Origin of the sequence: Bordetella muralis (genome assembly GCF_965139205.1) — a bacterium.
In the GTDB taxonomy this organism is placed as follows: domain Bacteria; phylum Pseudomonadota; class Gammaproteobacteria; order Burkholderiales; family Burkholderiaceae_B; genus Bordetella_A; species Bordetella_A muralis.
This window is the reverse complement of sequence record NZ_CBCSIU010000010.1, coordinates 32637-49376: the sequence shown is the minus strand read 5'-3', so window position 1 is coordinate 49376 and position 16740 is coordinate 32637. Positions and strand designations below refer to the sequence as shown.

The 16740-nt window shown below is 58.4% G+C and carries 30 protein-coding genes; 1 reads left to right on the top strand and 29 read right to left on the bottom strand.

The features are described from left to right. Window positions 1-195 precede the first annotated feature (195 nt). Window positions 196-2121 carry a protein-disulfide reductase DsbD gene (gene dsbD, locus ACNA0I_RS15635; protein ID WP_415806913.1) on the bottom strand — a complete coding sequence of 642 codons (1926 nt, stop codon included), beginning with the start codon at window positions 2119-2121 and terminating at the stop codon, window positions 196-198. A 94-nt stretch (window positions 2122-2215) separates the two neighbouring features. Next, complete coding sequence (gene cutA, locus ACNA0I_RS15630) at window positions 2216-2557, bottom strand: divalent-cation tolerance protein CutA (RefSeq protein WP_415806912.1); 342 nt, start codon at window positions 2555-2557, stop codon at window positions 2216-2218. Window positions 2558-2715: 158 nt separating this feature from the next. On the opposite strand from cutA, the gene ACNA0I_RS15625 reads away from it, so the two are divergent. Next, a complete protein-coding gene (locus ACNA0I_RS15625; protein WP_415806911.1) occupies window positions 2716-3156 on the top strand; it encodes an HIT family protein in 441 nt (146 codons plus the stop codon). A 132-nt stretch (window positions 3157-3288) separates the two neighbouring features. Here ACNA0I_RS15625 and rplQ read toward each other — a convergent pair whose 3' ends face one another. From rplQ to rplD, 27 genes are all read right to left on the bottom strand, one after another. Beyond that, on the bottom strand, window positions 3289-3684 hold the full coding sequence (gene rplQ, locus ACNA0I_RS15620) for a 50S ribosomal protein L17 (protein ID WP_415806910.1): 396 nt from the start codon (window positions 3682-3684) through the stop codon (window positions 3289-3291). Between the two features lie 115 nt (window positions 3685-3799). After that, on the bottom strand, window positions 3800-4786 hold the full coding sequence (locus ACNA0I_RS15615; RefSeq protein WP_094823916.1) for a DNA-directed RNA polymerase subunit alpha: 987 nt from the start codon (window positions 4784-4786) through the stop codon (window positions 3800-3802). A 230-nt stretch (window positions 4787-5016) separates the two neighbouring features. Beyond that, window positions 5017-5640 (bottom strand): 30S ribosomal protein S4, encoded by a 624-nt coding sequence (gene rpsD / locus ACNA0I_RS15610; protein ID WP_415806909.1) that lies wholly within the window; start codon window positions 5638-5640, stop codon window positions 5017-5019. Window positions 5641-5651: 11 nt separating this feature from the next. Continuing rightward, complete coding sequence (gene rpsK / locus ACNA0I_RS15605; protein WP_006216516.1) at window positions 5652-6053, bottom strand: 30S ribosomal protein S11; 402 nt, start codon at window positions 6051-6053, stop codon at window positions 5652-5654. Window positions 6054-6068: 15 nt separating this feature from the next. After that, window positions 6069-6434 (bottom strand): 30S ribosomal protein S13, encoded by a 366-nt coding sequence (rpsM, locus tag ACNA0I_RS15600; protein WP_012251748.1) that lies wholly within the window; start codon window positions 6432-6434, stop codon window positions 6069-6071. A gap of 42 nt (window positions 6435-6476) precedes the next feature. Further along, entirely contained in the window at window positions 6477-6590 is a 114-nt protein-coding gene (gene rpmJ / locus ACNA0I_RS15595) for a 50S ribosomal protein L36 (RefSeq protein WP_003806928.1), read from the bottom strand. Between the two features lie 33 nt (window positions 6591-6623). Then, entirely contained in the window at window positions 6624-6842 is a 219-nt protein-coding gene (gene infA / locus ACNA0I_RS15590; protein ID WP_003806927.1) for a translation initiation factor IF-1, read from the bottom strand. An 8-nt stretch (window positions 6843-6850) separates the two neighbouring features. Further along, window positions 6851-8179, bottom strand: a complete 1329-nt coding sequence (gene secY / locus ACNA0I_RS15585; RefSeq protein ID WP_094823918.1) for a preprotein translocase subunit SecY — start codon at window positions 8177-8179, stop codon at window positions 6851-6853. Window positions 8180-8193: 14 nt separating this feature from the next. Then, a complete protein-coding gene (gene rplO, locus ACNA0I_RS15580) occupies window positions 8194-8634 on the bottom strand; it encodes a 50S ribosomal protein L15 (protein ID WP_094823919.1) in 441 nt (146 codons plus the stop codon). A 9-nt stretch (window positions 8635-8643) separates the two neighbouring features. Next, window positions 8644-8829, bottom strand: a complete 186-nt coding sequence (gene rpmD, locus ACNA0I_RS15575; RefSeq protein WP_094823920.1) for a 50S ribosomal protein L30 — start codon at window positions 8827-8829, stop codon at window positions 8644-8646. 3 nt (window positions 8830-8832) lie between these two features. Next, a complete protein-coding gene (gene rpsE, locus ACNA0I_RS15570) occupies window positions 8833-9354 on the bottom strand; it encodes a 30S ribosomal protein S5 (RefSeq protein ID WP_012251752.1) in 522 nt (173 codons plus the stop codon). A 15-nt stretch (window positions 9355-9369) separates the two neighbouring features. Beyond that, window positions 9370-9735: a 50S ribosomal protein L18 gene (gene rplR / locus ACNA0I_RS15565; RefSeq protein WP_094823921.1), complete on the bottom strand. Its 366-nt coding sequence runs from the start codon at window positions 9733-9735 to the stop codon at window positions 9370-9372. Window positions 9736-9756: 21 nt separating this feature from the next. Continuing rightward, window positions 9757-10290, bottom strand: a complete 534-nt coding sequence (gene rplF / locus ACNA0I_RS15560) for a 50S ribosomal protein L6 (protein WP_415806907.1) — start codon at window positions 10288-10290, stop codon at window positions 9757-9759. A 12-nt stretch (window positions 10291-10302) separates the two neighbouring features. Further along, window positions 10303-10698, bottom strand: a complete 396-nt coding sequence (gene rpsH, locus ACNA0I_RS15555; protein ID WP_415806906.1) for a 30S ribosomal protein S8 — start codon at window positions 10696-10698, stop codon at window positions 10303-10305. A gap of 10 nt (window positions 10699-10708) precedes the next feature. Next, the gene (gene rpsN / locus ACNA0I_RS15550) at window positions 10709-11014 is read right to left on the bottom strand and encodes a 30S ribosomal protein S14 (RefSeq protein WP_415806905.1); all 306 of its coding nucleotides are present in this window, start codon (window positions 11012-11014) and stop codon (window positions 10709-10711) included. Window positions 11015-11026: 12 nt separating this feature from the next. Further along, window positions 11027-11566: a 50S ribosomal protein L5 gene (gene rplE, locus ACNA0I_RS15545; RefSeq protein WP_094823924.1), complete on the bottom strand. Its 540-nt coding sequence runs from the start codon at window positions 11564-11566 to the stop codon at window positions 11027-11029. Between the two features lie 12 nt (window positions 11567-11578). Continuing rightward, window positions 11579-11899 carry a 50S ribosomal protein L24 gene (gene rplX, locus ACNA0I_RS15540; protein ID WP_094823925.1) on the bottom strand — a complete coding sequence of 107 codons (321 nt, stop codon included), beginning with the start codon at window positions 11897-11899 and terminating at the stop codon, window positions 11579-11581. Window positions 11900-11909: 10 nt separating this feature from the next. Beyond that, window positions 11910-12278 (bottom strand): 50S ribosomal protein L14, encoded by a 369-nt coding sequence (rplN, locus tag ACNA0I_RS15535; protein ID WP_003806916.1) that lies wholly within the window; start codon window positions 12276-12278, stop codon window positions 11910-11912. 396 nt (window positions 12279-12674) lie between these two features. After that, window positions 12675-12956, bottom strand: a complete 282-nt coding sequence (gene rpsQ / locus ACNA0I_RS15530) for a 30S ribosomal protein S17 (protein WP_094823926.1) — start codon at window positions 12954-12956, stop codon at window positions 12675-12677. Between the two features lie 2 nt (window positions 12957-12958). Beyond that, complete coding sequence (rpmC, locus tag ACNA0I_RS15525) at window positions 12959-13150, bottom strand: 50S ribosomal protein L29 (protein ID WP_094823927.1); 192 nt, start codon at window positions 13148-13150, stop codon at window positions 12959-12961. Between the two features lie 10 nt (window positions 13151-13160). After that, window positions 13161-13577 (bottom strand): 50S ribosomal protein L16, encoded by a 417-nt coding sequence (gene rplP / locus ACNA0I_RS15520; protein WP_006389610.1) that lies wholly within the window; start codon window positions 13575-13577, stop codon window positions 13161-13163. 2 nt (window positions 13578-13579) lie between these two features. Continuing rightward, window positions 13580-14371: a 30S ribosomal protein S3 gene (gene rpsC / locus ACNA0I_RS15515; RefSeq protein WP_415806904.1), complete on the bottom strand. Its 792-nt coding sequence runs from the start codon at window positions 14369-14371 to the stop codon at window positions 13580-13582. A 9-nt stretch (window positions 14372-14380) separates the two neighbouring features. Further along, on the bottom strand, window positions 14381-14710 hold the full coding sequence (gene rplV, locus ACNA0I_RS15510; protein ID WP_066124713.1) for a 50S ribosomal protein L22: 330 nt from the start codon (window positions 14708-14710) through the stop codon (window positions 14381-14383). Between the two features lie 3 nt (window positions 14711-14713). Further along, window positions 14714-14989, bottom strand: coding sequence for a 30S ribosomal protein S19 (rpsS, locus tag ACNA0I_RS15505; protein ID WP_094823929.1), 276 nt, complete (start codon window positions 14987-14989; stop codon window positions 14714-14716). 12 nt (window positions 14990-15001) lie between these two features. Then, window positions 15002-15829 (bottom strand): 50S ribosomal protein L2, encoded by an 828-nt coding sequence (gene rplB, locus ACNA0I_RS15500; protein ID WP_094823930.1) that lies wholly within the window; start codon window positions 15827-15829, stop codon window positions 15002-15004. After that, window positions 15830-16126, bottom strand: coding sequence for a 50S ribosomal protein L23 (rplW, locus tag ACNA0I_RS15495; protein WP_094823931.1), 297 nt, complete (start codon window positions 16124-16126; stop codon window positions 15830-15832). Beyond that, window positions 16123-16740: a 50S ribosomal protein L4 gene (gene rplD / locus ACNA0I_RS15490; RefSeq protein ID WP_094823932.1), complete on the bottom strand. Its 618-nt coding sequence runs from the start codon at window positions 16738-16740 to the stop codon at window positions 16123-16125. Before rplD ends, rplW begins: the two co-directional genes overlap by 4 nt.

The window sequence follows — 16740 nt, the reverse complement described above, 5'->3', positions numbered from 1 at the left end:
GAGGCCCCTGGTCATGGGCCGAGTCCGTGCGATAGGCCCGGTGCGGCTTGCAGGCGAANGACAGGNACGTCTCAATAGAGATAACAGTGTTCTTATGGACGTTGCTGCGGGGCATGCGCAGACTGTGGCGATGGCCTTCAATGGAAGATCTCTCTAGATAGGCCTTAGGTCAGCACGAGCTGCGACTCGCCTCTGCTAACGCAATACCCGATCCAACACGGCCCCAAACCGCGCCGCATCCTGAAACCCGACAACGCGAGCATCAGCAACAGGCGCGCCTCCCGGTTCAAAGAACAGAATCCCCGGCGGCCCAAACAACTTGAATCGCTTCAACAGCTCGCGATCATCCGCATTGTTCTGCGTCACATCTGCCTGCAGCAACAACATACGCGACATCTTGCTGGCCACAGCCGGATCGGAAAACGTAAATCGCTCCATTTCGCGGCACGACACGCACCAATCCGCATAAAAATCCAACATCACCGGCCGAGTACTTTGCGCCAACAACGCATCCAGCTCGGCCGTATTGCGCACGCGCGTGAATTCCACATGACCCGCAGCAGCAACAGCCTGCCCTGCACTCTCACGCTGCACCAAATGCGACAGCGGCTGCAATACATCACGGCCACCACTGGCCGCTCCCACCAGCCACGCCGCACCCGCCAACGCCAACAATAAACCGATGCCCTTTGCGAACATACGGGGAGCCCCGGCAGTACCAGGCAGCGCGTCAAAAGCGCGCAACATTACCGCGCCCACGATGGCAAGGAAGGCCCAGCCCGTCATCTGCAGCCACGTCGGCGTGATAGGAATCAACATCCACCATGCCGTCGCCAACAACAACATGCCAAACAAGCGCTTGACGCCATCCATCCATGGGCCGGCCTTGGGCAGTAATGCCCCCGACGACGCTCCCACCACCAGCAAAGGCACACCCATGCCCCATGCCAGCGCAAACAGCGCCGCTGCCCCCAACACCACATCACCGGTCTGGGAGATATACAACAAGGCGCCCGCCAGCGGCGCTGCCACGCAGGGGCCCACGATCAACGCCGATATTGCCCCCATCGCCAGCGCGCCCGTCACGCGACCGCCAGGGATCCGCGCCGAACGGGCGGTCAGCCAGCTTTGCACCGCGCCTGGCACTTGAAAATCAAAGGCACCAAACGTTGCGACAGCCAACAGAACCAGCACTGCAGCGAATATCGCCAAGATCCAGGGTGTCTGCAACCACGCAGCCAAACCCGCTCCGCTCAGGCCTGCCGCTACACCGAGCGCCGTATAGACCACCGACATACCCAACACATAAGCCGCTGCCAAACCCAACCCGCGCCAGCGCCAGCGCCCTGGACGCTCGTCACGATTTCCTCCGACCACAATCGAAGACAGGATAGGAATCATGGGCAATACGCATGGGGTCAATGCCAACAGCAGCCCGAGCACCCAGAACACGCCGGCCGTCTTTAACCAACCCAAGCCGCTGATGGCATCCGCCAATCCGGTATCACCCGCTGACAATAGCGCTCCCAAGCCCTCAGACGACCCTGAGCGGTCCTGGACGCCGTTTGAAAGGCCAACCGTGGCCGCACTACTGATGGCCAAACCTGGGCCCGATGCGCGCGCATCAGCGCTATCCAGTGCATATCCTCCAGCCACCGGCTTGAGCTGGACCGTATGATCTGCCGGGGGATAGCACAGCCCCGCGTCTGCGCACCCTTGGCTGGTGACTTTCAACACAAAGGGCTGATCGCCGGCAACAGGCACGGTGATCGTCACCTGACGGTGATAGACCTCCATGTTCTTTTCGAATGTGGGGTCGTATTTGACTTCCCCTTGGGGATAAACCGGCGCTCCCAGGGTAACCGCCTCCGAGGGGTCGGCCGACAGCGCAAACCGCTCGCGATACATGTAGTATCCCGGCGCGATTCGATATTGGAGTTGCAGCGTTTGCGGACTCGTCATGACGGCCGTGAATGCAAATGCTTGCTCAGGCGGCAGAAAATCGTCCTCCGACAACGCAGCAGCCGGACGCCACGCAAGCAATACCCAGATCGCCAGCGCGAGCAGGACACTCCACCCATACCGCCTTGCCGACGGTGCACGAACCATAAACTGATGCATCACATTCTCTTTGTTACCCAATCCGCGAGACCGCCCATTTACAAACCGGAATGGCCACTCACTCACCACAAGGAAGATCAAACAGAGCGGCTCATCATTCCATAGGCGTGCCATTGGCCTGCTCGCGCACCCAATCCAGATACGGCGCGCTGCCGCCAATCACCGGCACGACGATGATTTCAGGCACCTCATACGGATGTAGTTTAGCCAACGCCTGTACGACGGCATGCTGTTGGCCAGCGGTCGTCTTGATCCACATCGGGATCTCATCGGCCCCCTCGATCTGACCTTGCCAGCGATAGATGGACAAAATGGGAGCACCGAGGTTCACACAGGCTGCCAAGCCATCTTCGACGAGGACATGGGCGATACGTTTCGCCAGCAACATATCCGGGGCGTTACTGATGACCAATACGATATCGTCTTCGCGCAACATGACGGCTCCTGAATACGGCTTGCACCGCAGTGTCGATCAGGTATCTTACTTCGTATGCCGTGCTGCGCGACGCCAGGACTGATCGTTACTCCGCCTGATCGGGGTTCGAGAAAAGCTGGCTCCACGTGGCATTACCCTTTGTGAAAGGCCATATCGCCATGTCAGACTCATGTTTGTTTTGCCGCATCGCACAAGGTCAAATTCCCGCCCACGTAGTGCACGAAGACGACGACACGCTGGCATTCCTGGACATCCACCCTGTCCGGCCAGGCCATGTGCTCATCATTCCCAAACAACACCACCCGTACTTTGAGGATATCCCGCAAGAGCAGGCCAACCATATCCTGGCCCTGGGCCAGTCCCTGTCACGGGTGATGAAGGCCCTATACCAGGTAGAGCGCGTCGCCTTTGCGTTTACCGGGATACATGTCGCGCATGCTCACGCGCACCTCATCCCCATGCACGAACTGCAGGACGTCACCTCTACGCAGTACATCGCCCAGAAAGATCTGGAATTCATCATGCCGCCGCAGCCGCCAGCCGAACAATTAGCGGCAACAGCGGGCCAGCTACGCGAAGCCCTCAAACAAGATTCCTGATTGGTCTCTGCCAGGTCTTCGTATGGCCACGGCCCCGTCTGATTGCGATCCGCGTCAAACAGGGATGATTGGTGAGCCGCAAAAACAAAGGCGAGCTCGAAAGCTCGCCTTTGCGCTTATCCACTGACCGGATTATTCGGCAGCGTTGTCAGCCTCAGTTTCCTGGACTTCAGGACGATCAACCAATTCCATGTAAGCCATGGGAGCGTTGTCGCCTTGGCGGAAACCCATTTTCAGGATGCGGGTGTAGCCGCCGTTACGGGCCGCAAAGCGGGGGCCGATTTCAGCGAACAATTTCACCACTGCATCGCGATCGCGCAGACGGGCAAAAGCCAGACGCTTGTTCGCCAGAGTGGGTTCCTTGCCCAGGGTGATCAGGGGTTCAACGACGCGGCGCAGTTCTTTCGCCTTGGGCAGCGTGGTCTTGATCGCTTCGTGGGTCAACAACGAAACGGCCATGTTGCGAAACATGGCAAGACGGTGGCTGCTAGTACGATTGAGCTTACGCAAACCATTACCGTGACGCATGATAAGTTCCTTTTGAATCTAAAGGCGGCGCATGCACCGCCAGGTTATCCGAATCTTCTATCGGCCTGTCGCCAGGCCGCGGTCCGGTGGAAAATCGTTAAATGAAGCGAATGGCTTAGGGACGTTCCAGACCCAACGGCGGCCAGTTCTCGAGCTTCATGCCCAAGGTCAAGCCACGTGCAGCCAGGACTTCCTTGATTTCGTTGAGCGACTTGCGACCCAGGTTCGGGGTCTTGAGCAGCTCGTTTTCGGTACGCTGGATCAGATCGCCGATGTAGTAGATGTTTTCGGCCTTCAGGCAGTTGGCCGAACGCACCGTCAGCTCCAGGTCGTCGACCGGGCGCAACAGCACCGGATCGATCTGCGGCGTGCCGCGGACCGGGGCTTCGTACGAATCGCCAGCACCTTCCAGCGCGGCAAACACGGAGATCTGGTCCATCAGGATACGGGCCGATTGACGGACGGCTTCCTCGGGCGAGATCACGCCGTTGGTTTCGATGTCCAGCACCAGCTTGTCCAGGTCGGTACGCTGTTCAACACGAGCGCTCTCGACGGCGTAGCTGACACGGCGCACGGGGCTGAACGAAGCATCCAACACGATGCGGCCGATGGTGTGCGTGCGGTCTTCGGACAGCGCGCGCACGTTACCCGGCACATAGCCACGGCCCTTTTCGACCTTGATCTGCATTTCCACTTTACCGGCGTCGGTCAGGTTGCAGATAAGGTGATCGGGGTTGATGATCTCGACGTCGTGCGGCAGTTCGATGTCGCTGGCCAATACGGCGCCAACACCGTTCTTGCGCAGCACCAAGGTGACTTCGTCGCGATTATGCAGCTTGAACACCACGCCCTTCAGGTTCAGGAGGATGTCTACGACATCTTCGCGTACACCAGGGATGGTGGAATATTCGTGCACCACACCGGTCATTTGGACTTCGGTGGGCGCATAGCCCGTCATCGAAGACAGCAAAATACGGCGCAGGGCGTTACCCAGCGTGTGGCCGTAGCCACGCTCGAAGGGTTCCATCACGATCTTGGCATGGTGGGTGCCGACCGGTTGAACTTCAATGGAACGCGGCTTCAGAAAACCTTGAGTGGACATGTACAGTATTCCTTTTCAATACCCTCGGCTCGTTACACCGATAAGGCTGATGGAAACAACAACATCAAGCAACGTCGGATCACCCGGCGTGTCTTGAAAGCAGCAGCAAAAAGCTGTTTATAACAACCGCAAAACCCGCTTGCGTGAATTTCACGCCAAGCGGGTTGCTGCGGGACTTGCCATCGACGATCAAGGCAAACAGCGCAACATGACTGCCGCGCTGGCCATGATTAACGCGAGTACAGTTCGACGACCATCGATTCGTTGATATCGCGAGCGACATCAGCGCGATCGGGCATCGCCTTGAAAGTACCGGCCATCTTGTTCGTGTCGACTTCCACCCATTGGGGGATGCCGATGCTCGACGCCAGATCCAGCGCTTCGCGGATACGACCTTGCTTCTTGGCTTTTTCGCGAACGGTGATCACGTCACCCGCTTTGACGATCAGCGAAGCGATGTCAGCGGTGTGGCCGTTGATTTCGATAGCGCGGTGGCTGACCAGCTGGCGAGCCTCGGCACGCGTCGAGCCAAAGCCCATGCGATATACCACGTTGTCCAGACGCGATTCCAACAGTTGGATCAGCGTTTCGCCGGTGTTGCCACGACGGCGCTCGGCTTCAGCGAAGTACTTGCGGAATTGCTTTTCCAGCACGCCGTACATGCGCTTGAGCTTTTGCTTTTCACGCAGCTGCAGACCGTAGTCAGAGGTGCGGGCACCCGAAGTGCGGCCATGTTGGCCGGGCTTGGAATCCAGCTTGCACTTGGAATCCAGCGAGCGGCGAGCGCTCTTCAGGAACAGATCGGTACCCTCGCGGCGCGAGAGCTTGCATTTGGGTCCAGTATAACGAGCCATGTGGATTCCCTTTAGATACGACGACGCTTCGGCGGACGGCAGCCGTTATGCGGCACGGGCGTGATATCGGCAATGCTCGAGATCTTGATGCCCAGTGCATTCAGCGCACGCACGGACGATTCGCGACCAGGACCGGGGCCCTTGATACGCACTTCGAGAGTCTTGATGCCATATTCCAGCGCCACGCGGCCTGCCGTTTCGGCAGCCACCTGTGCGGCGAACGGCGTCGATTTACGCGAGCCCTTGAAGCCTGCGCCACCCGAAGTCGCCCACGACAGGGCATTGCCCTGACGGTCGGTGATGGTGATGATGGTGTTGTTGAACGACGCGTGAACGTGCGCAATGCCGTCCGAGACGTTCTTCTTGACCTTTTTGCGTACGCGCGAGGCGCCGCTGGTAGAAGCTTTCGCCATAATCTAGTTCCTCGATTATTTCTTCAGGGACGCAGCAGCACGACGCGGTCCCTTGCGGGTGCGAGCGTTGGTGCGAGTGCGCTGGCCGCGCACGGGCAAACCGCGCTTATGACGCATGCCGCGGTAGGTGCCCAAATCGATCAAACGCTTGATCGAGAGTTGCACTTCGCGACGCAGGTCGCCTTCGACCGTGAACACACCAACGTGTTCGCGGATGCGTTCCAGTTCAGCGTCGGTCAGATCCTTGACCTTTTTGGAAAGGGGTACATTTGCAGCTTCGCAGATCTTGCGAGCGCGCGTACGACCGATGCCAAAAATGGCGGTCAGGCCGATCTCGGCGTGCTGTTGCGGCGGAATGTTAATGCCAGCAATACGGGCCATGACTGTTCCTTGAATAAATCCGTTGCGTGTCGCTAACCAGGGTTAGCCTTGACGCTGCTTGTGACGCGGGTCGGTGCAGATAACACGCACCACGCCGTGACGTTTAATAACTTTGCAGTTGCGGCAAATCCGCTTAACCGATGCCATTACTTTCATGGTTGACTCCTAATTTTCCGTAATCCGGGTTGCTCATTTCGAGCGGAACACAATTCTTGCCCTTGTCAGGTCATAGGGCGTGAGCTCCACAGTGACCTTGTCGCCCGGCAGAATCCGGATGTAATGCATACGCATCTTGCCGGAAATATGGCCTAACACCACGTGGCCGTTTTCGAGCTTGACGCGAAAAGTCGCGTTGGGGAGGTTTTCTAGAACCTCGCCTTGCATCTGGATGACGTCGTCCTTAGACATTCTCTTTGCTACCGCATCGGCAAACCTGAGGAGCCCTTGAAGTTCGCCTTTTTAAGGAGCGAATCATACTGGTGTGACATCATGTAGGCCTGGACCTGGGACATGAAATCCATCGTCACCACTACGATGATCAACAAGGACGTGCCACCAAAATAAAACGGTACATTCCAACGCATCACCAAGAACTCTGGGAGCAGACACACGAGGGTGATATACAGCGCACCCACCAGCGTCAAGCGCATCAGAATCTTGTCGATGTAGCGCGCTGTTTGCTCGCCCGGGCGGATGCCAGGCACGAACGCACCACTTTTCTTCAGGTTATCTGCCGTTTCGCGGCTGTTAAACACCAAAGCCGTGTAGAAAAAGCAGAAGAAAATAATCGCAGCCGAGTACAACGTGATGTAGAGCGGTTGACGAGGCTCCAGAGCCGCCGCCAGGTCACGCAACCACAGCATACTGTCACCCGTCGAGAACCAGCTGGTAATCGTGGCCGGGAACAGAATGATCGACGATGCGAAGATCGGCGGAATCACCCCAGCCATGTTCAGCTTCAACGGCAAGTGCGAGCTTTGACCACCGTAGATCTTGTTGCCCACCTGACGCTTGGCGTAATTCACTGTGATCTTGCGTTGCCCGCGTTCCACGAACACCACAAAAGCAGTGACCAACACCACCAAGGCCACGATAAACAAGGCCGACACCACCGACATTGCGTTGGTACGAACCAGATCCAGCAATCCAGCCAGCGCCGAAGGCAGCCCGGCAACAATACCCGAGAAAATCAGAATCGAGATACCGTTACCCAGACCACGCTCGGTGATTTGCTCACCCAGCCACATGACAAACATGGTGCCGGTCAGCAACGTCACGACCGTCGTGAAGCGGAACAGCATGCCTGGATCAATGACCAGGCCAGGCTGCGACTCCAGCGCCACCGAAATACCCACCGCCTGCACCAGCGCCAGCACGACCGTGCCATAGCGAGTGTATTGGGTGATCTTGCGGCGGCCGGCCTCGCCCTCTTTTTTGAGGGCTTCCAGCGACGGAACCACGACAGACATCAACTGCATGATGATCGATGCAGAGATGTACGGCATGATCCCCAAGGCGAAGATCGAAAAGCGCGACAACGCGCCGCCCGAGAACATGTTGAACAGGCCCAGGATACCGCCCTGGTTCTGGCGGAACAGGTCCGCCAGTGCGTCCGGATTAATACCCGGCACGGGGATGTGAGTCCCCAGCCGGTAAACCACCAAGGCCAGGACCAGGAACACGAGACGGCGTTTCAAATCGCCGTACTTCGGTCCGGTTTTGCCCAGTGCCTGTGCGTTAGCCACGTATTACCTCGCAATCAAGCAAGCGAGCCGCCCGCGGCTTCGATGGCGGCGCGAGCGCCAGCCGTCGCGGTGATGCCCTTGAGCGTCACTTTGCGCGAGAGTTCACCCGACTTGATGACCTTGGCGTAGCGGACTTGTTGGCCCACGACTCCAGCAGCCTTCAGTGCTTGCACATCGATTTCGTCGATGGGCAGGGCTTGCAGTTCCGACAAGCGGACTTCGGCGTACAGGTGCTGACCCAGGGGCGTGAAACCACGCTTGGGCAGACGACGCTGCAGCGGCATTTGACCGCCTTCGAAGCCGACTTTGTGGAAGCCGCCCGAACGCGATTTTTGACCTTTGTGGCCACGGCCGGCGGTTTTACCCAGACCCGAACCGATACCACGGCCAACGCGGCGCTTGGCGTGCTTGGCGCCCTCAGCGGGCTTCAGCGAATTGAGTTGAATATCCGACATCGTGATTCCTTAGGCTTCCGAGACGGAGACGAGATAATCCACTTTACGGATCATCCCGCGCACCTCGGGCGTGTCGACCAGAATGCTGCTGCTGTTCAGGCGGCGCAGACCCAGGCCACGAACGGTGTCGCGGTGGGATTGCTTGGTGCCGATGACCGAGCGCACGAGGGTAACTTTGATCTGCTTCTGAGACATGATTTACCCCAGGATCTCTTCGACGGTCTTGCCGCGCTTGGCAGCGACTTCCGACGGAGTCAGGGAAGCGCGCAGCCCATTCAGCGTGGCACGGACCATGTTGTAGGGATTGCTCGAGCCGAGGCTCTTGGCAACAACGTTACGCACACCCATCACTTCGAAGATAGCGCGCATCGGGCCACCGGCGATCACGCCGGTACCTTCGGCTGCCGGGGAAATCAGCACGGTGGAAGCACCATGCTTGCCCACGACGGTGTGATGCAGCGTGCCGTTCTTCAGCGCAACCTTGAACATGCCGCGACGGGCCTGTTCCATGGCTTTCTGAACGGACACCGGCACTTCACGCGCCTTGCCCTTGCCCATGCCGATACGGCCATCGCCATCACCCACCACGGTCAGCGCGGCGAAGCTCATGGTGCGACCACCCTTGACCACCTTGCTGACGCGGTTGACCGCGATCATCTTTTCGCGCAGGCCGTCGTCGTTCTCTTTTTCCGCGGCGCCTTTGCCTTGTACTTTAGCCATTTGACAAATCCTCGCTTAGAACTTCAGACCGGCTTCACGCGCGGCATCGGCCAGCGCTTTCACGCGGCCATGGTAACGAAAGCCCGAGCGATCGAAAGCGACCAGTTCGATACCGGCAGCCTTTGCCTTTTCGGCTACGCGCTTGCCCACCAGCGTGGCAGCGGCAGTATTGCCGCCCTGACCGGTTTGGCCGGCCAGTTGCGCACGCACTTCGGGTTCCAGCGTCGAAGCGCTGACCAGCACGCGATCGCCTTCCGGCGAAATGATGTTGGCGTAAATGTGCAGGTTCGAGCGGAAAATCGAGAGGCGGTGAACGCGCAACTCGGTGATCTTCCGGCGGGTAGGAACCGCACGACGCAAACGGGAAACTTTTTTGTCCATGATTCGTCCTTGCGTGCGCCGTTATTTCTTCTTGGTTTCTTTAATGACGACGCGTTCGTCCGCATAGCGCACGCCCTTGCCCTTGTAGGGTTCAGGTTCGCGATAAGCGCGGATTTCAGCGGCCACTTGACCGACGACTTGCTTGTTGGAGCCCTTGATGACGATTTCCGTCTGGGTGGGGCACTCAGCCTTGATGCCGGCGGGCAGCTTGTGCACGACGTCGTGCGAGAAGCCCAGCTGCAGCTTGACAGCGTCGCCTTGGATCTGGGCACGATAACCCACACCCACCAGGTTCAGCTTGCGCTCAAAGCCCTTGCTCACACCGGTCACCATGTTGGCGACCAGAGCGCGCACGGTGCCCGACATGGCGCCAGCGTGGCGCGAGTCGTCAGCGGCGACGAACGTCAGCTTGCCGTTGTCTTGTGCAATCGTGACATGACCGGTCAGCTCTTGGCTCAAGGTGCCCAACGGGCCCTTGACGGTGATCTGATCCTGTTGGATGTTGGCTTCAACACCCTTGGGCAGTTCTACCGGATATTTAGCGATACGTGACATTAGAATTTCTCCTTAGGCCACGTAGCACAGGACTTCGCCGCCGACGCCGTTTGCACGGGCCTTGCGGTCGGTCATAACGCCGCGCGAGGTCGAAACGATGGCCACGCCCAGGCCGTTCATGACCTGAGGAATGCTGCTACGGCCCTTGTAGATACGCAGACCGGGGCGCGAAACGCGTTCGATGCGCTCGATAACCGGACGGCCAGCGTAGTACTTCAGGGTGATTTCCAACTCAGGCTTAGCCTGCGTGCCTTTGACTTCAAAGCTGTCGATGTAGCCTTCATCCTGCAGCACAGCGGCAATAGCCGCCTTCAGCTTCGAGGAGGGCATGCTCACCGTAACTTTGTCAACTTGCTGCGCATTGCGAATGCGAGTCAGCATATCGGCGATGGGATCGCTCATGCTCATGTTTTTTCTCCTACCAGCTGGCCTTGGTGATGCCGGGGATTTCACCCTTCATCGCCATTTCACGCAGTTTGTGGCGAGTCAGCCCAAACTTGCGGAAGACACCACGCGGACGACCCGTGACCACGCAGCGGTTACGCTGGCGAGTCGGGTTGGCATTGCGCGGCAGTTGTTGCAGCTTCAGCCGAGCTTGGTAACGTTCTTCGTCGGTCTTCGACTGATCGTCGATGATCGCTTTCAATTCGACACGGCGAGCGGCGAACTTGTCAGCCAGCTTGGCGCGCTTGATATCGCGATTGATGAGGGAAAGTTTAGCCACGTCATCAGCCCCTTAGTTACGGAACGGGAAGCTGAAGGCGGTCAACAGTGCCTTGGCTTCATCGTCGGTCTTGGCGGTGGTGGTGATGCTGATGTTCAGCCCACGCAACGCGTCGATCTTGTCGTACTCGATTTCGGGGAAAATGATTTGCTCTTTCACCCCGATGTTGTAATTGCCGCGACCGTCGAATGCACGACCGGAAATACCGCGGAAGTCGCGCACGCGAGGCAACGCAACCGCCACCAGGCGATCCAGGAATTCGTACATGCGCTGGCCACGCAACGTCACCATGCAACCGATCGGGTAGTTTTCGCGGATCTTGAAACCAGCGATAGCCTTACGGGTCTTGGTGATGACGGGCTTTTGGCCGGCGATCTTCGTGAGGTCAGCAACAGCGTGCTCGATGACCTTTTTGTCGGCGACGGCTTCCGAGACACCCATGTTCAGGGTGACCTTGGTGATGCGCGGCACTTCCATTTGGCTCTTGTAGCCAAACTTTTCTTTCAGGTCAGGAGCAACTTTGCTCTTGTAGAGTTCTTGCAAACGAGACATGTCTGTCGCCCCTTACGCCTTGGCGCCGACAACGGCACCATTGGAACGGAACACGCGGACCTTGCGGCCGTCGACTTCTTTCACGCCGACGCGATCGCCCTTGCCGGTGGCCGGGTTGAACAGCGCCACGTTGGAAATATGGATCGGCAAGGTCTTTTCGACGATACCGCCAGGGTTGTTGGCCATGGGATTGGCCTTGACGTGCTTTTTGACGACGTTAACGCCTTCGACCAGGACGTGGTCGGCATCAACGCGAGCCAGCACGGTGCCACGACGCTTTCTGTCGCGGCCGGTCAGGACGATGACTTCGTCGCCTTTACGGATGTTGTTCATCGTGGGCTCCTTACAGCACTTCGGGGGCCAACGACACGATCTTCATGAAACGCTCGGTACGCAATTCGCGCGTAACGGGTCCGAAGATGCGGGTGCCGATGGGCTCCAGCTTGGCATTGAGCAACACGGCGGCATTGCCACCGAAGCGGATCAGCGAACCGTCTTTGCGGCGCACACCCTTGGCGGTACGAACCACCACGGCGTTGTAAATTTCGCCTTTTTTGACGCGCCCGCGCGGAGCCGCATCTTTGACGCTCACCTTGATGATGTCGCCGATACCGGCATAACGGCGCTTGGAGCCACCGAGCACCTTGATGCACATAACAGCGCGCGCACCGGTGTTGTCGGCCACGTCCAGCGTGGTCTGCATTTGGATCATGATTTTTCCTGTTCCAACTTAACTGGAATTACGATTTCCCGACCAGGGGATAGCGCGATTCCTGCCAGTTTTGGTCCCGTCAGGTCCGCCGAACGCCTTGAAGACATCTTCAAAACACTGCAGCGACCCTGGGTTGAAATCCTGCGGATACTTTCCCCGGTACCCTTATCGGCCTACCTCAGCCATCGGGCTGTAGCACATCGCCGGTACAGGCAACTCGGGAAAGTCTGTAATTCTAGCCTGCCCCATGATGGGATGCAAGCCTTTTGTGTAAAAAGTGTGCAATACGGCCACACCAGTAAAAAAGCGGCAAGGACGGATCGCATCCTCACCGCTTTTTTCCAAGAAGGCAGGCAACCGGGCAACCCCTGTAGCCTACCTACCCGGTTTGCATCATTAGATGATGCGGACTGCTTCGATCAAGCGCACCACGCTCCAGGACTTCGAGCGGGAGATCGGACGACCTTCAGCGATTTCGACGGTGTCGCCTTCGTTGTACTGGTTCGACTCGTCGTGTGCTTTGTATTTAGCAGAGCGCATGACGATCTTGCCATAGATGGGGTGCTTGACGCGGCGTTCGACCAGAACGACGACCGTCTTGTCCATCTTGTTGCTGACGACCTTGCCGACCAGCGTACGCTGGCGCTTGGCGACTTGAGTGGTTTGAGTTTCGCTCATGATTATTTCCCTGCCTTCTCGGTCAGCAAGGTACGAACGCGAGCGATGTCGCGACGTACATTGCGCAGCTGGGTGGTATTGCCAAGCTGCTGCGTGGCTTTCTGCATACGCAGACCGAATTGTGCCTTCAGCAGGCTCTCGAGCTCGGTGGTGAGCTCGGCGGCGTCTTTCGAACGGAGTTCGCTAGCTTTCATTGTGTACTCCTTAAGCACCGATATGACGCGCGACGAACGTGGTCGAGATCGGCAGCTTGGCAGCGGCCAGGCGGAACGCCTCGCGCGCCAGCTCTTCGCTGACCCCTTCCATTTCGTAGAGCACCTTGCCGGGTTGGATCTCGGCGACCCAGTACTCCGGGTTACCTTTACCATTACCCATCCGGACTTCGGCAGGCTTTTGCGAGATCGGCTTATCCGGGAAAATACGAATCCAGATACGGCCGCCACGCTTGATGTGACGGTTGATAGCACGACGAGCGGCTTCGATCTGACGGGCGGTCAGACGGCCACGGCCGGTGGCCTTCAGACCGAACTCGCCGAACGACACATGCGTGCCGCGCGTGGCCAGACCGGTGTTGCGGCCCTTCTGCTCTTTGCGATATTTTCTGCGAGAGGGTTGCAGCATGGTTATTCTCCTTCAGGAGCCGGAGCCGCATCCGCCTTGCGGGGACCACGGCCACGACCACCCGGACGACCCGGACGATCGCCACCAGGACGATCGCCACGCGGCGCGCGACGCGGACGGCGCTCTTCTTCACGCGGGGCTGCGGTTTCCGGCGGCAATTCGCCGTTGGCCAGCATGTCGCCCTTATAGACCCAGACCTTGATGCCGATCACACCGTAGGTGGTGTGGGCCTCAGAAGTGCCATAGTCGATATTGGCTTTCAGCGTGTGCAGCGGCACACGGCCTTCGCGGTACCACTCGGTGCGAGCGATTTCGATACCGTTCAGACGGCCCGAGCTCATGATCTTGATGCCTTGGGCGCCCAAACGCATGGCGTTTTGCATGGCACGCTTCATGGCACGGCGGAACATGATGCGCTTTTCGAGCTGTTGCGAGATCGAATCAGCGATCAATTGAGCGTCGGTTTCCGGCTTGCGGATTTCCTCGATGTTGACGTGCACAGGCACGCCCATCAAACGCTGCAGATCCGCCTTCAAGTTTTCGATGTCTTCGCCGCGCTTGCCGATCACCACACCCGGACGGGCCGAGTAAACAGTGATGCGTGCATTCTTGGCGGGACGCTCGATGATGACGCGACCAACAGAAGCGCTCTTGAGCTTTTTCTTCAGGTATTCGCGGACGCGGATGTCTTCGGCCAACATCGTGCCGAAAGCTTTGTCGTCTGCGAACCAACGCGAAGACCAATTACGGGTGACCGCGAGACGGAACCCAGTGGGGTGAATTTTCTGACCCATCGTGACTCCTTAGGCTCCGACCTTGACCGTGATATGGCAGGTCTGCTTCTCGATGCGGTTGCCGCGGCCCTTGGCACGAGCCGAGAAACGCTTCATCGATTGCGCCTTGTCGACGAAAATCGTGGTGACTTTCAATTCGTCGATATCAGCGCCGTCGTTGTGTTCGGCATTGGCGATAGCGGACTCGACAGCCTTTTTCAGGATGCCAGCGGCTTTCTTGGGGGAAAAGGTGAGGATATTCAGCGCCTGAGCAACCGACTTGCCGCGGATCAAGTCCGCAACCAGACGGGTTTTCTGGGCCGAGATGTGAACCCCACGGATAATGGCAGTAGTTTCCATCGCTTACCTCTTCGCCTTCTTGTCCGCTGCGTGGCCCTTGAACGTACGGGTCAGCGCGAACTCGCCGAGCTTGTGACCGACCATGTTCTCGTTGATATAAACGGGAACGTGCTGGCGACCGTTGTGCACCGCGATCGTGAGACCGATGAACTCGGGCAGGATCGTGGAACGGCGCGACCAGGTCTTGATCGGCTTCTTGTCTTTGCCCGCGACAGCCTTGTCCACCTTGTTGATGAGGTGGGCGTCGACAAACGGGCCTTTCTTGATCGAACGTGACATAGTGTTCGCCTCTTACTTGCGCTTGCGCCGTTGGACGATCATATTGTTCGTCCGCTTGTTGCGACGGGTCTTGAAACCCTTCGAGGGCGTGCCCCACGGGCTGACCGGTTCGCGTGCTTCACCGGTACGGCCTTCGCCGCCACCGTGCGGGTGATCGACCGGGTTCATGGCAACACCACGAACCGTCGGACGCACACCGCGCCAACGCATTGCACCGGCCTTGCCGATTTGGCGCAGGCTGTGTTCTTCGTTACCGACTTCACCGATGGTGGCACGGCACTCAATGTGAACGCGACGGACTTCGCCCGAACGCAGACGCACTTGAGCGTAGGTGCCTTCACGGGCCAGCAACACCGCCGATGCGCCAGCCGAACGCGCCATTTGGGCGCCCTTGCCGGGGATCATTTCGATGCAGTGGATCGTGGTACCCACGGGGATGTTACGGATGGGCAGCGTGTTACCAGCACGGATCGGGGCTTCGATACCCGAAACCAGCGTGGCACCCACTTCCAGACCGCGCGGCGCAATGATGTAGCGACGCTCGCCGTCGGCGTAGCACAGCAAAGCAATGTGCGCCGTACGGTTGGGATCGTACTCGAGGCGTTCGACCTTGGCCGGAATGCCATCTTTGTTGCGACGGAAGTCGACGATACGGTAGTGCTGCTTGTGACCACCACCACGATGACGAATCGTGATGTGACCGTTGTTGTTACGGCCGGAACCACGGGTCTTCTTTTCGAGCAGCGCAGCGTGCGGCGCGCCTTTGTGCAGGTTCGGGCTGACAACCTTCACCATGCCACGGCGGCCTGCCGAGGTCGGTTTTACTTTGACGAGGGCCATTTACTTCACCTCCGCAAAGTCGATTTCCTGGCCTTCTTTGAGCGCAACATAAGCCTTGCGCTCGGTGCGACGACGGCCCATGAAACGGCCAAAGCGCTTGACTTTGCCCTTACGGTTGAGGACCTGCACGGACTCGACCTGCACTTTGAACAGCAGTTCGACGGCAGCCTTGATTTCCGGCTTGGTAGCGTCAGCCACAACACGGAAAGCGACTTGCTGATTTTTTTCGGCGACGAAGGTGGCCTTTTCGGTCACCACCGGAGCCAAGATGACTTGCATCAAGCGTTCGGCGTTCATCCCAGCATCTCCTCGAGTTGAGCGATGGCCGGCTTGGTGATCAGCACTTTCTTGTAGTGGATCAGCGACAACGGATCGGCATAACGGGGCTCGACCACGGCAACATGCGGCAGGTTGCGGGTGGCGAGATAAACATTTTCATCAACGTTGTCCGTGATGATCAACACCGAATCCAGACCCAGGGTCTTCAGCTTGGACACTGCAACCTTGGTCTTGGGGGATTCGAGGTCGAACGTGTCGACAACAGCGATGCGGTCTTCGCGAGCCAACTGGGACAGGATCGAACGGATACCCGCGCGATACATCTTCTTGTTGACTTTTTGGCTGAAGTTTTCTTCAGGCGAATTCGGGAAGGTGCGACCACCCCCACGCCACAACGGCGACGAGGTCATACCAGCGCGAGCGCGGCCGGTACCCTTTTGACGCCAGGGCTTTTTGGTGGTGTGCTTGACTTCGGCACGGTCTTTCTGAGCACGGTTGCCGCTGCGGGCGTTGGCCTGGTAGGCCACGACCACTTGGTGAACCAGCGCTTCGTTGAAGTCGCGACCGAAAATGGTGTCAGGCGCGCTAAACGTCGCGGCTTCACCTTGGTCATTCAGGAGCTTGAGATCCAT

Coding starts and splice junctions, on each gene's coding strand:
- rplX (WP_094823925.1), bottom strand. CDS start 11,899: ATGAACAACATCCGTAAAGGCGACGAAGTCATCGTCCTGACCGGCCGC.
- rpsK (WP_006216516.1), bottom strand. CDS start 6,053: ATGGCGAAAGCTTCTACCAGCGGCGCCTCGCGCGTACGCAAAAAGGTC.
- rpmJ (WP_003806928.1), bottom strand. CDS start 6,590: ATGAAAGTAATGGCATCGGTTAAGCGGATTTGCCGCAACTGCAAAGTT.
- ACNA0I_RS15625 (WP_415806911.1), top strand. CDS start 2,716: ATGTCAGACTCATGTTTGTTTTGCCGCATCGCACAAGGTCAAATTCCC.
- rplB (WP_094823930.1), bottom strand. CDS start 15,829: ATGGCCCTCGTCAAAGTAAAACCGACCTCGGCAGGCCGCCGTGGCATG.
- rpsH (WP_415806906.1), bottom strand. CDS start 10,698: ATGAGCATGAGCGATCCCATCGCCGATATGCTGACTCGCATTCGCAAT.
- rplQ (WP_415806910.1), bottom strand. CDS start 3,684: ATGCGTCACGGTAATGGTTTGCGTAAGCTCAATCGTACTAGCAGCCAC.
- infA (WP_003806927.1), bottom strand. CDS start 6,842: ATGTCTAAGGACGACGTCATCCAGATGCAAGGCGAGGTTCTAGAAAAC.
- rpsC (WP_415806904.1), bottom strand. CDS start 14,371: ATGGGTCAGAAAATTCACCCCACTGGGTTCCGTCTCGCGGTCACCCGT.
- rplR (WP_094823921.1), bottom strand. CDS start 9,735: ATGGACAAAAAAGTTTCCCGTTTGCGTCGTGCGGTTCCTACCCGCCGG.
- rplD (WP_094823932.1), bottom strand. CDS start 16,740: ATGGATCTCAAGCTCCTGAATGACCAAGGTGAAGCCGCGACGTTTAGC.
- rpmD (WP_094823920.1), bottom strand. CDS start 8,829: ATGTCTCAGAAGCAGATCAAAGTTACCCTCGTGCGCTCGGTCATCGGC.
- rpsQ (WP_094823926.1), bottom strand. CDS start 12,956: ATGAGCGAAACTCAAACCACTCAAGTCGCCAAGCGCCAGCGTACGCTG.
- rplE (WP_094823924.1), bottom strand. CDS start 11,566: ATGTCTCGTTTGCAAGAACTCTACAAGAGCAAAGTTGCTCCTGACCTG.
- rplW (WP_094823931.1), bottom strand. CDS start 16,126: ATGAACGCCGAACGCTTGATGCAAGTCATCTTGGCTCCGGTGGTGACC.
- rplP (WP_006389610.1), bottom strand. CDS start 13,577: ATGCTGCAACCCTCTCGCAGAAAATATCGCAAAGAGCAGAAGGGCCGC.
- rpmC (WP_094823927.1), bottom strand. CDS start 13,150: ATGAAAGCTAGCGAACTCCGTTCGAAAGACGCCGCCGAGCTCACCACC.
- rpsS (WP_094823929.1), bottom strand. CDS start 14,989: ATGTCACGTTCGATCAAGAAAGGCCCGTTTGTCGACGCCCACCTCATC.
- rpsD (WP_415806909.1), bottom strand. CDS start 5,640: ATGGCTCGTTATACTGGACCCAAATGCAAGCTCTCGCGCCGCGAGGGT.
- cutA (WP_415806912.1), bottom strand. CDS start 2,557: ATGTTGCGCGAAGACGATATCGTATTGGTCATCAGTAACGCCCCGGAT.
- rpsM (WP_012251748.1), bottom strand. CDS start 6,434: ATGGCCCGTATTGCTGGCATTAACATTCCGCCGCAACAGCACGCCGAG.
- rpsE (WP_012251752.1), bottom strand. CDS start 9,354: ATGGCTAAAGTACAAGGCAAAGGCGCCGCGGAAAAAGAGAACGACGAC.
- dsbD (WP_415806913.1), bottom strand. CDS start 2,121: ATGCATCAGTTTATGGTTCGTGCACCGTCGGCAAGGCGGTATGGGTGG.
- ACNA0I_RS15615 (WP_094823916.1), bottom strand. CDS start 4,786: ATGTCCACTCAAGGTTTTCTGAAGCCGCGTTCCATTGAAGTTCAACCG.
- rplN (WP_003806916.1), bottom strand. CDS start 12,278: ATGATCCAAATGCAGACCACGCTGGACGTGGCCGACAACACCGGTGCG.
- rplO (WP_094823919.1), bottom strand. CDS start 8,634: ATGTCGGATATTCAACTCAATTCGCTGAAGCCCGCTGAGGGCGCCAAG.
- rplF (WP_415806907.1), bottom strand. CDS start 10,290: ATGTCACGTATCGCTAAATATCCGGTAGAACTGCCCAAGGGTGTTGAA.
- rplV (WP_066124713.1), bottom strand. CDS start 14,710: ATGGAAACTACTGCCATTATCCGTGGGGTTCACATCTCGGCCCAGAAA.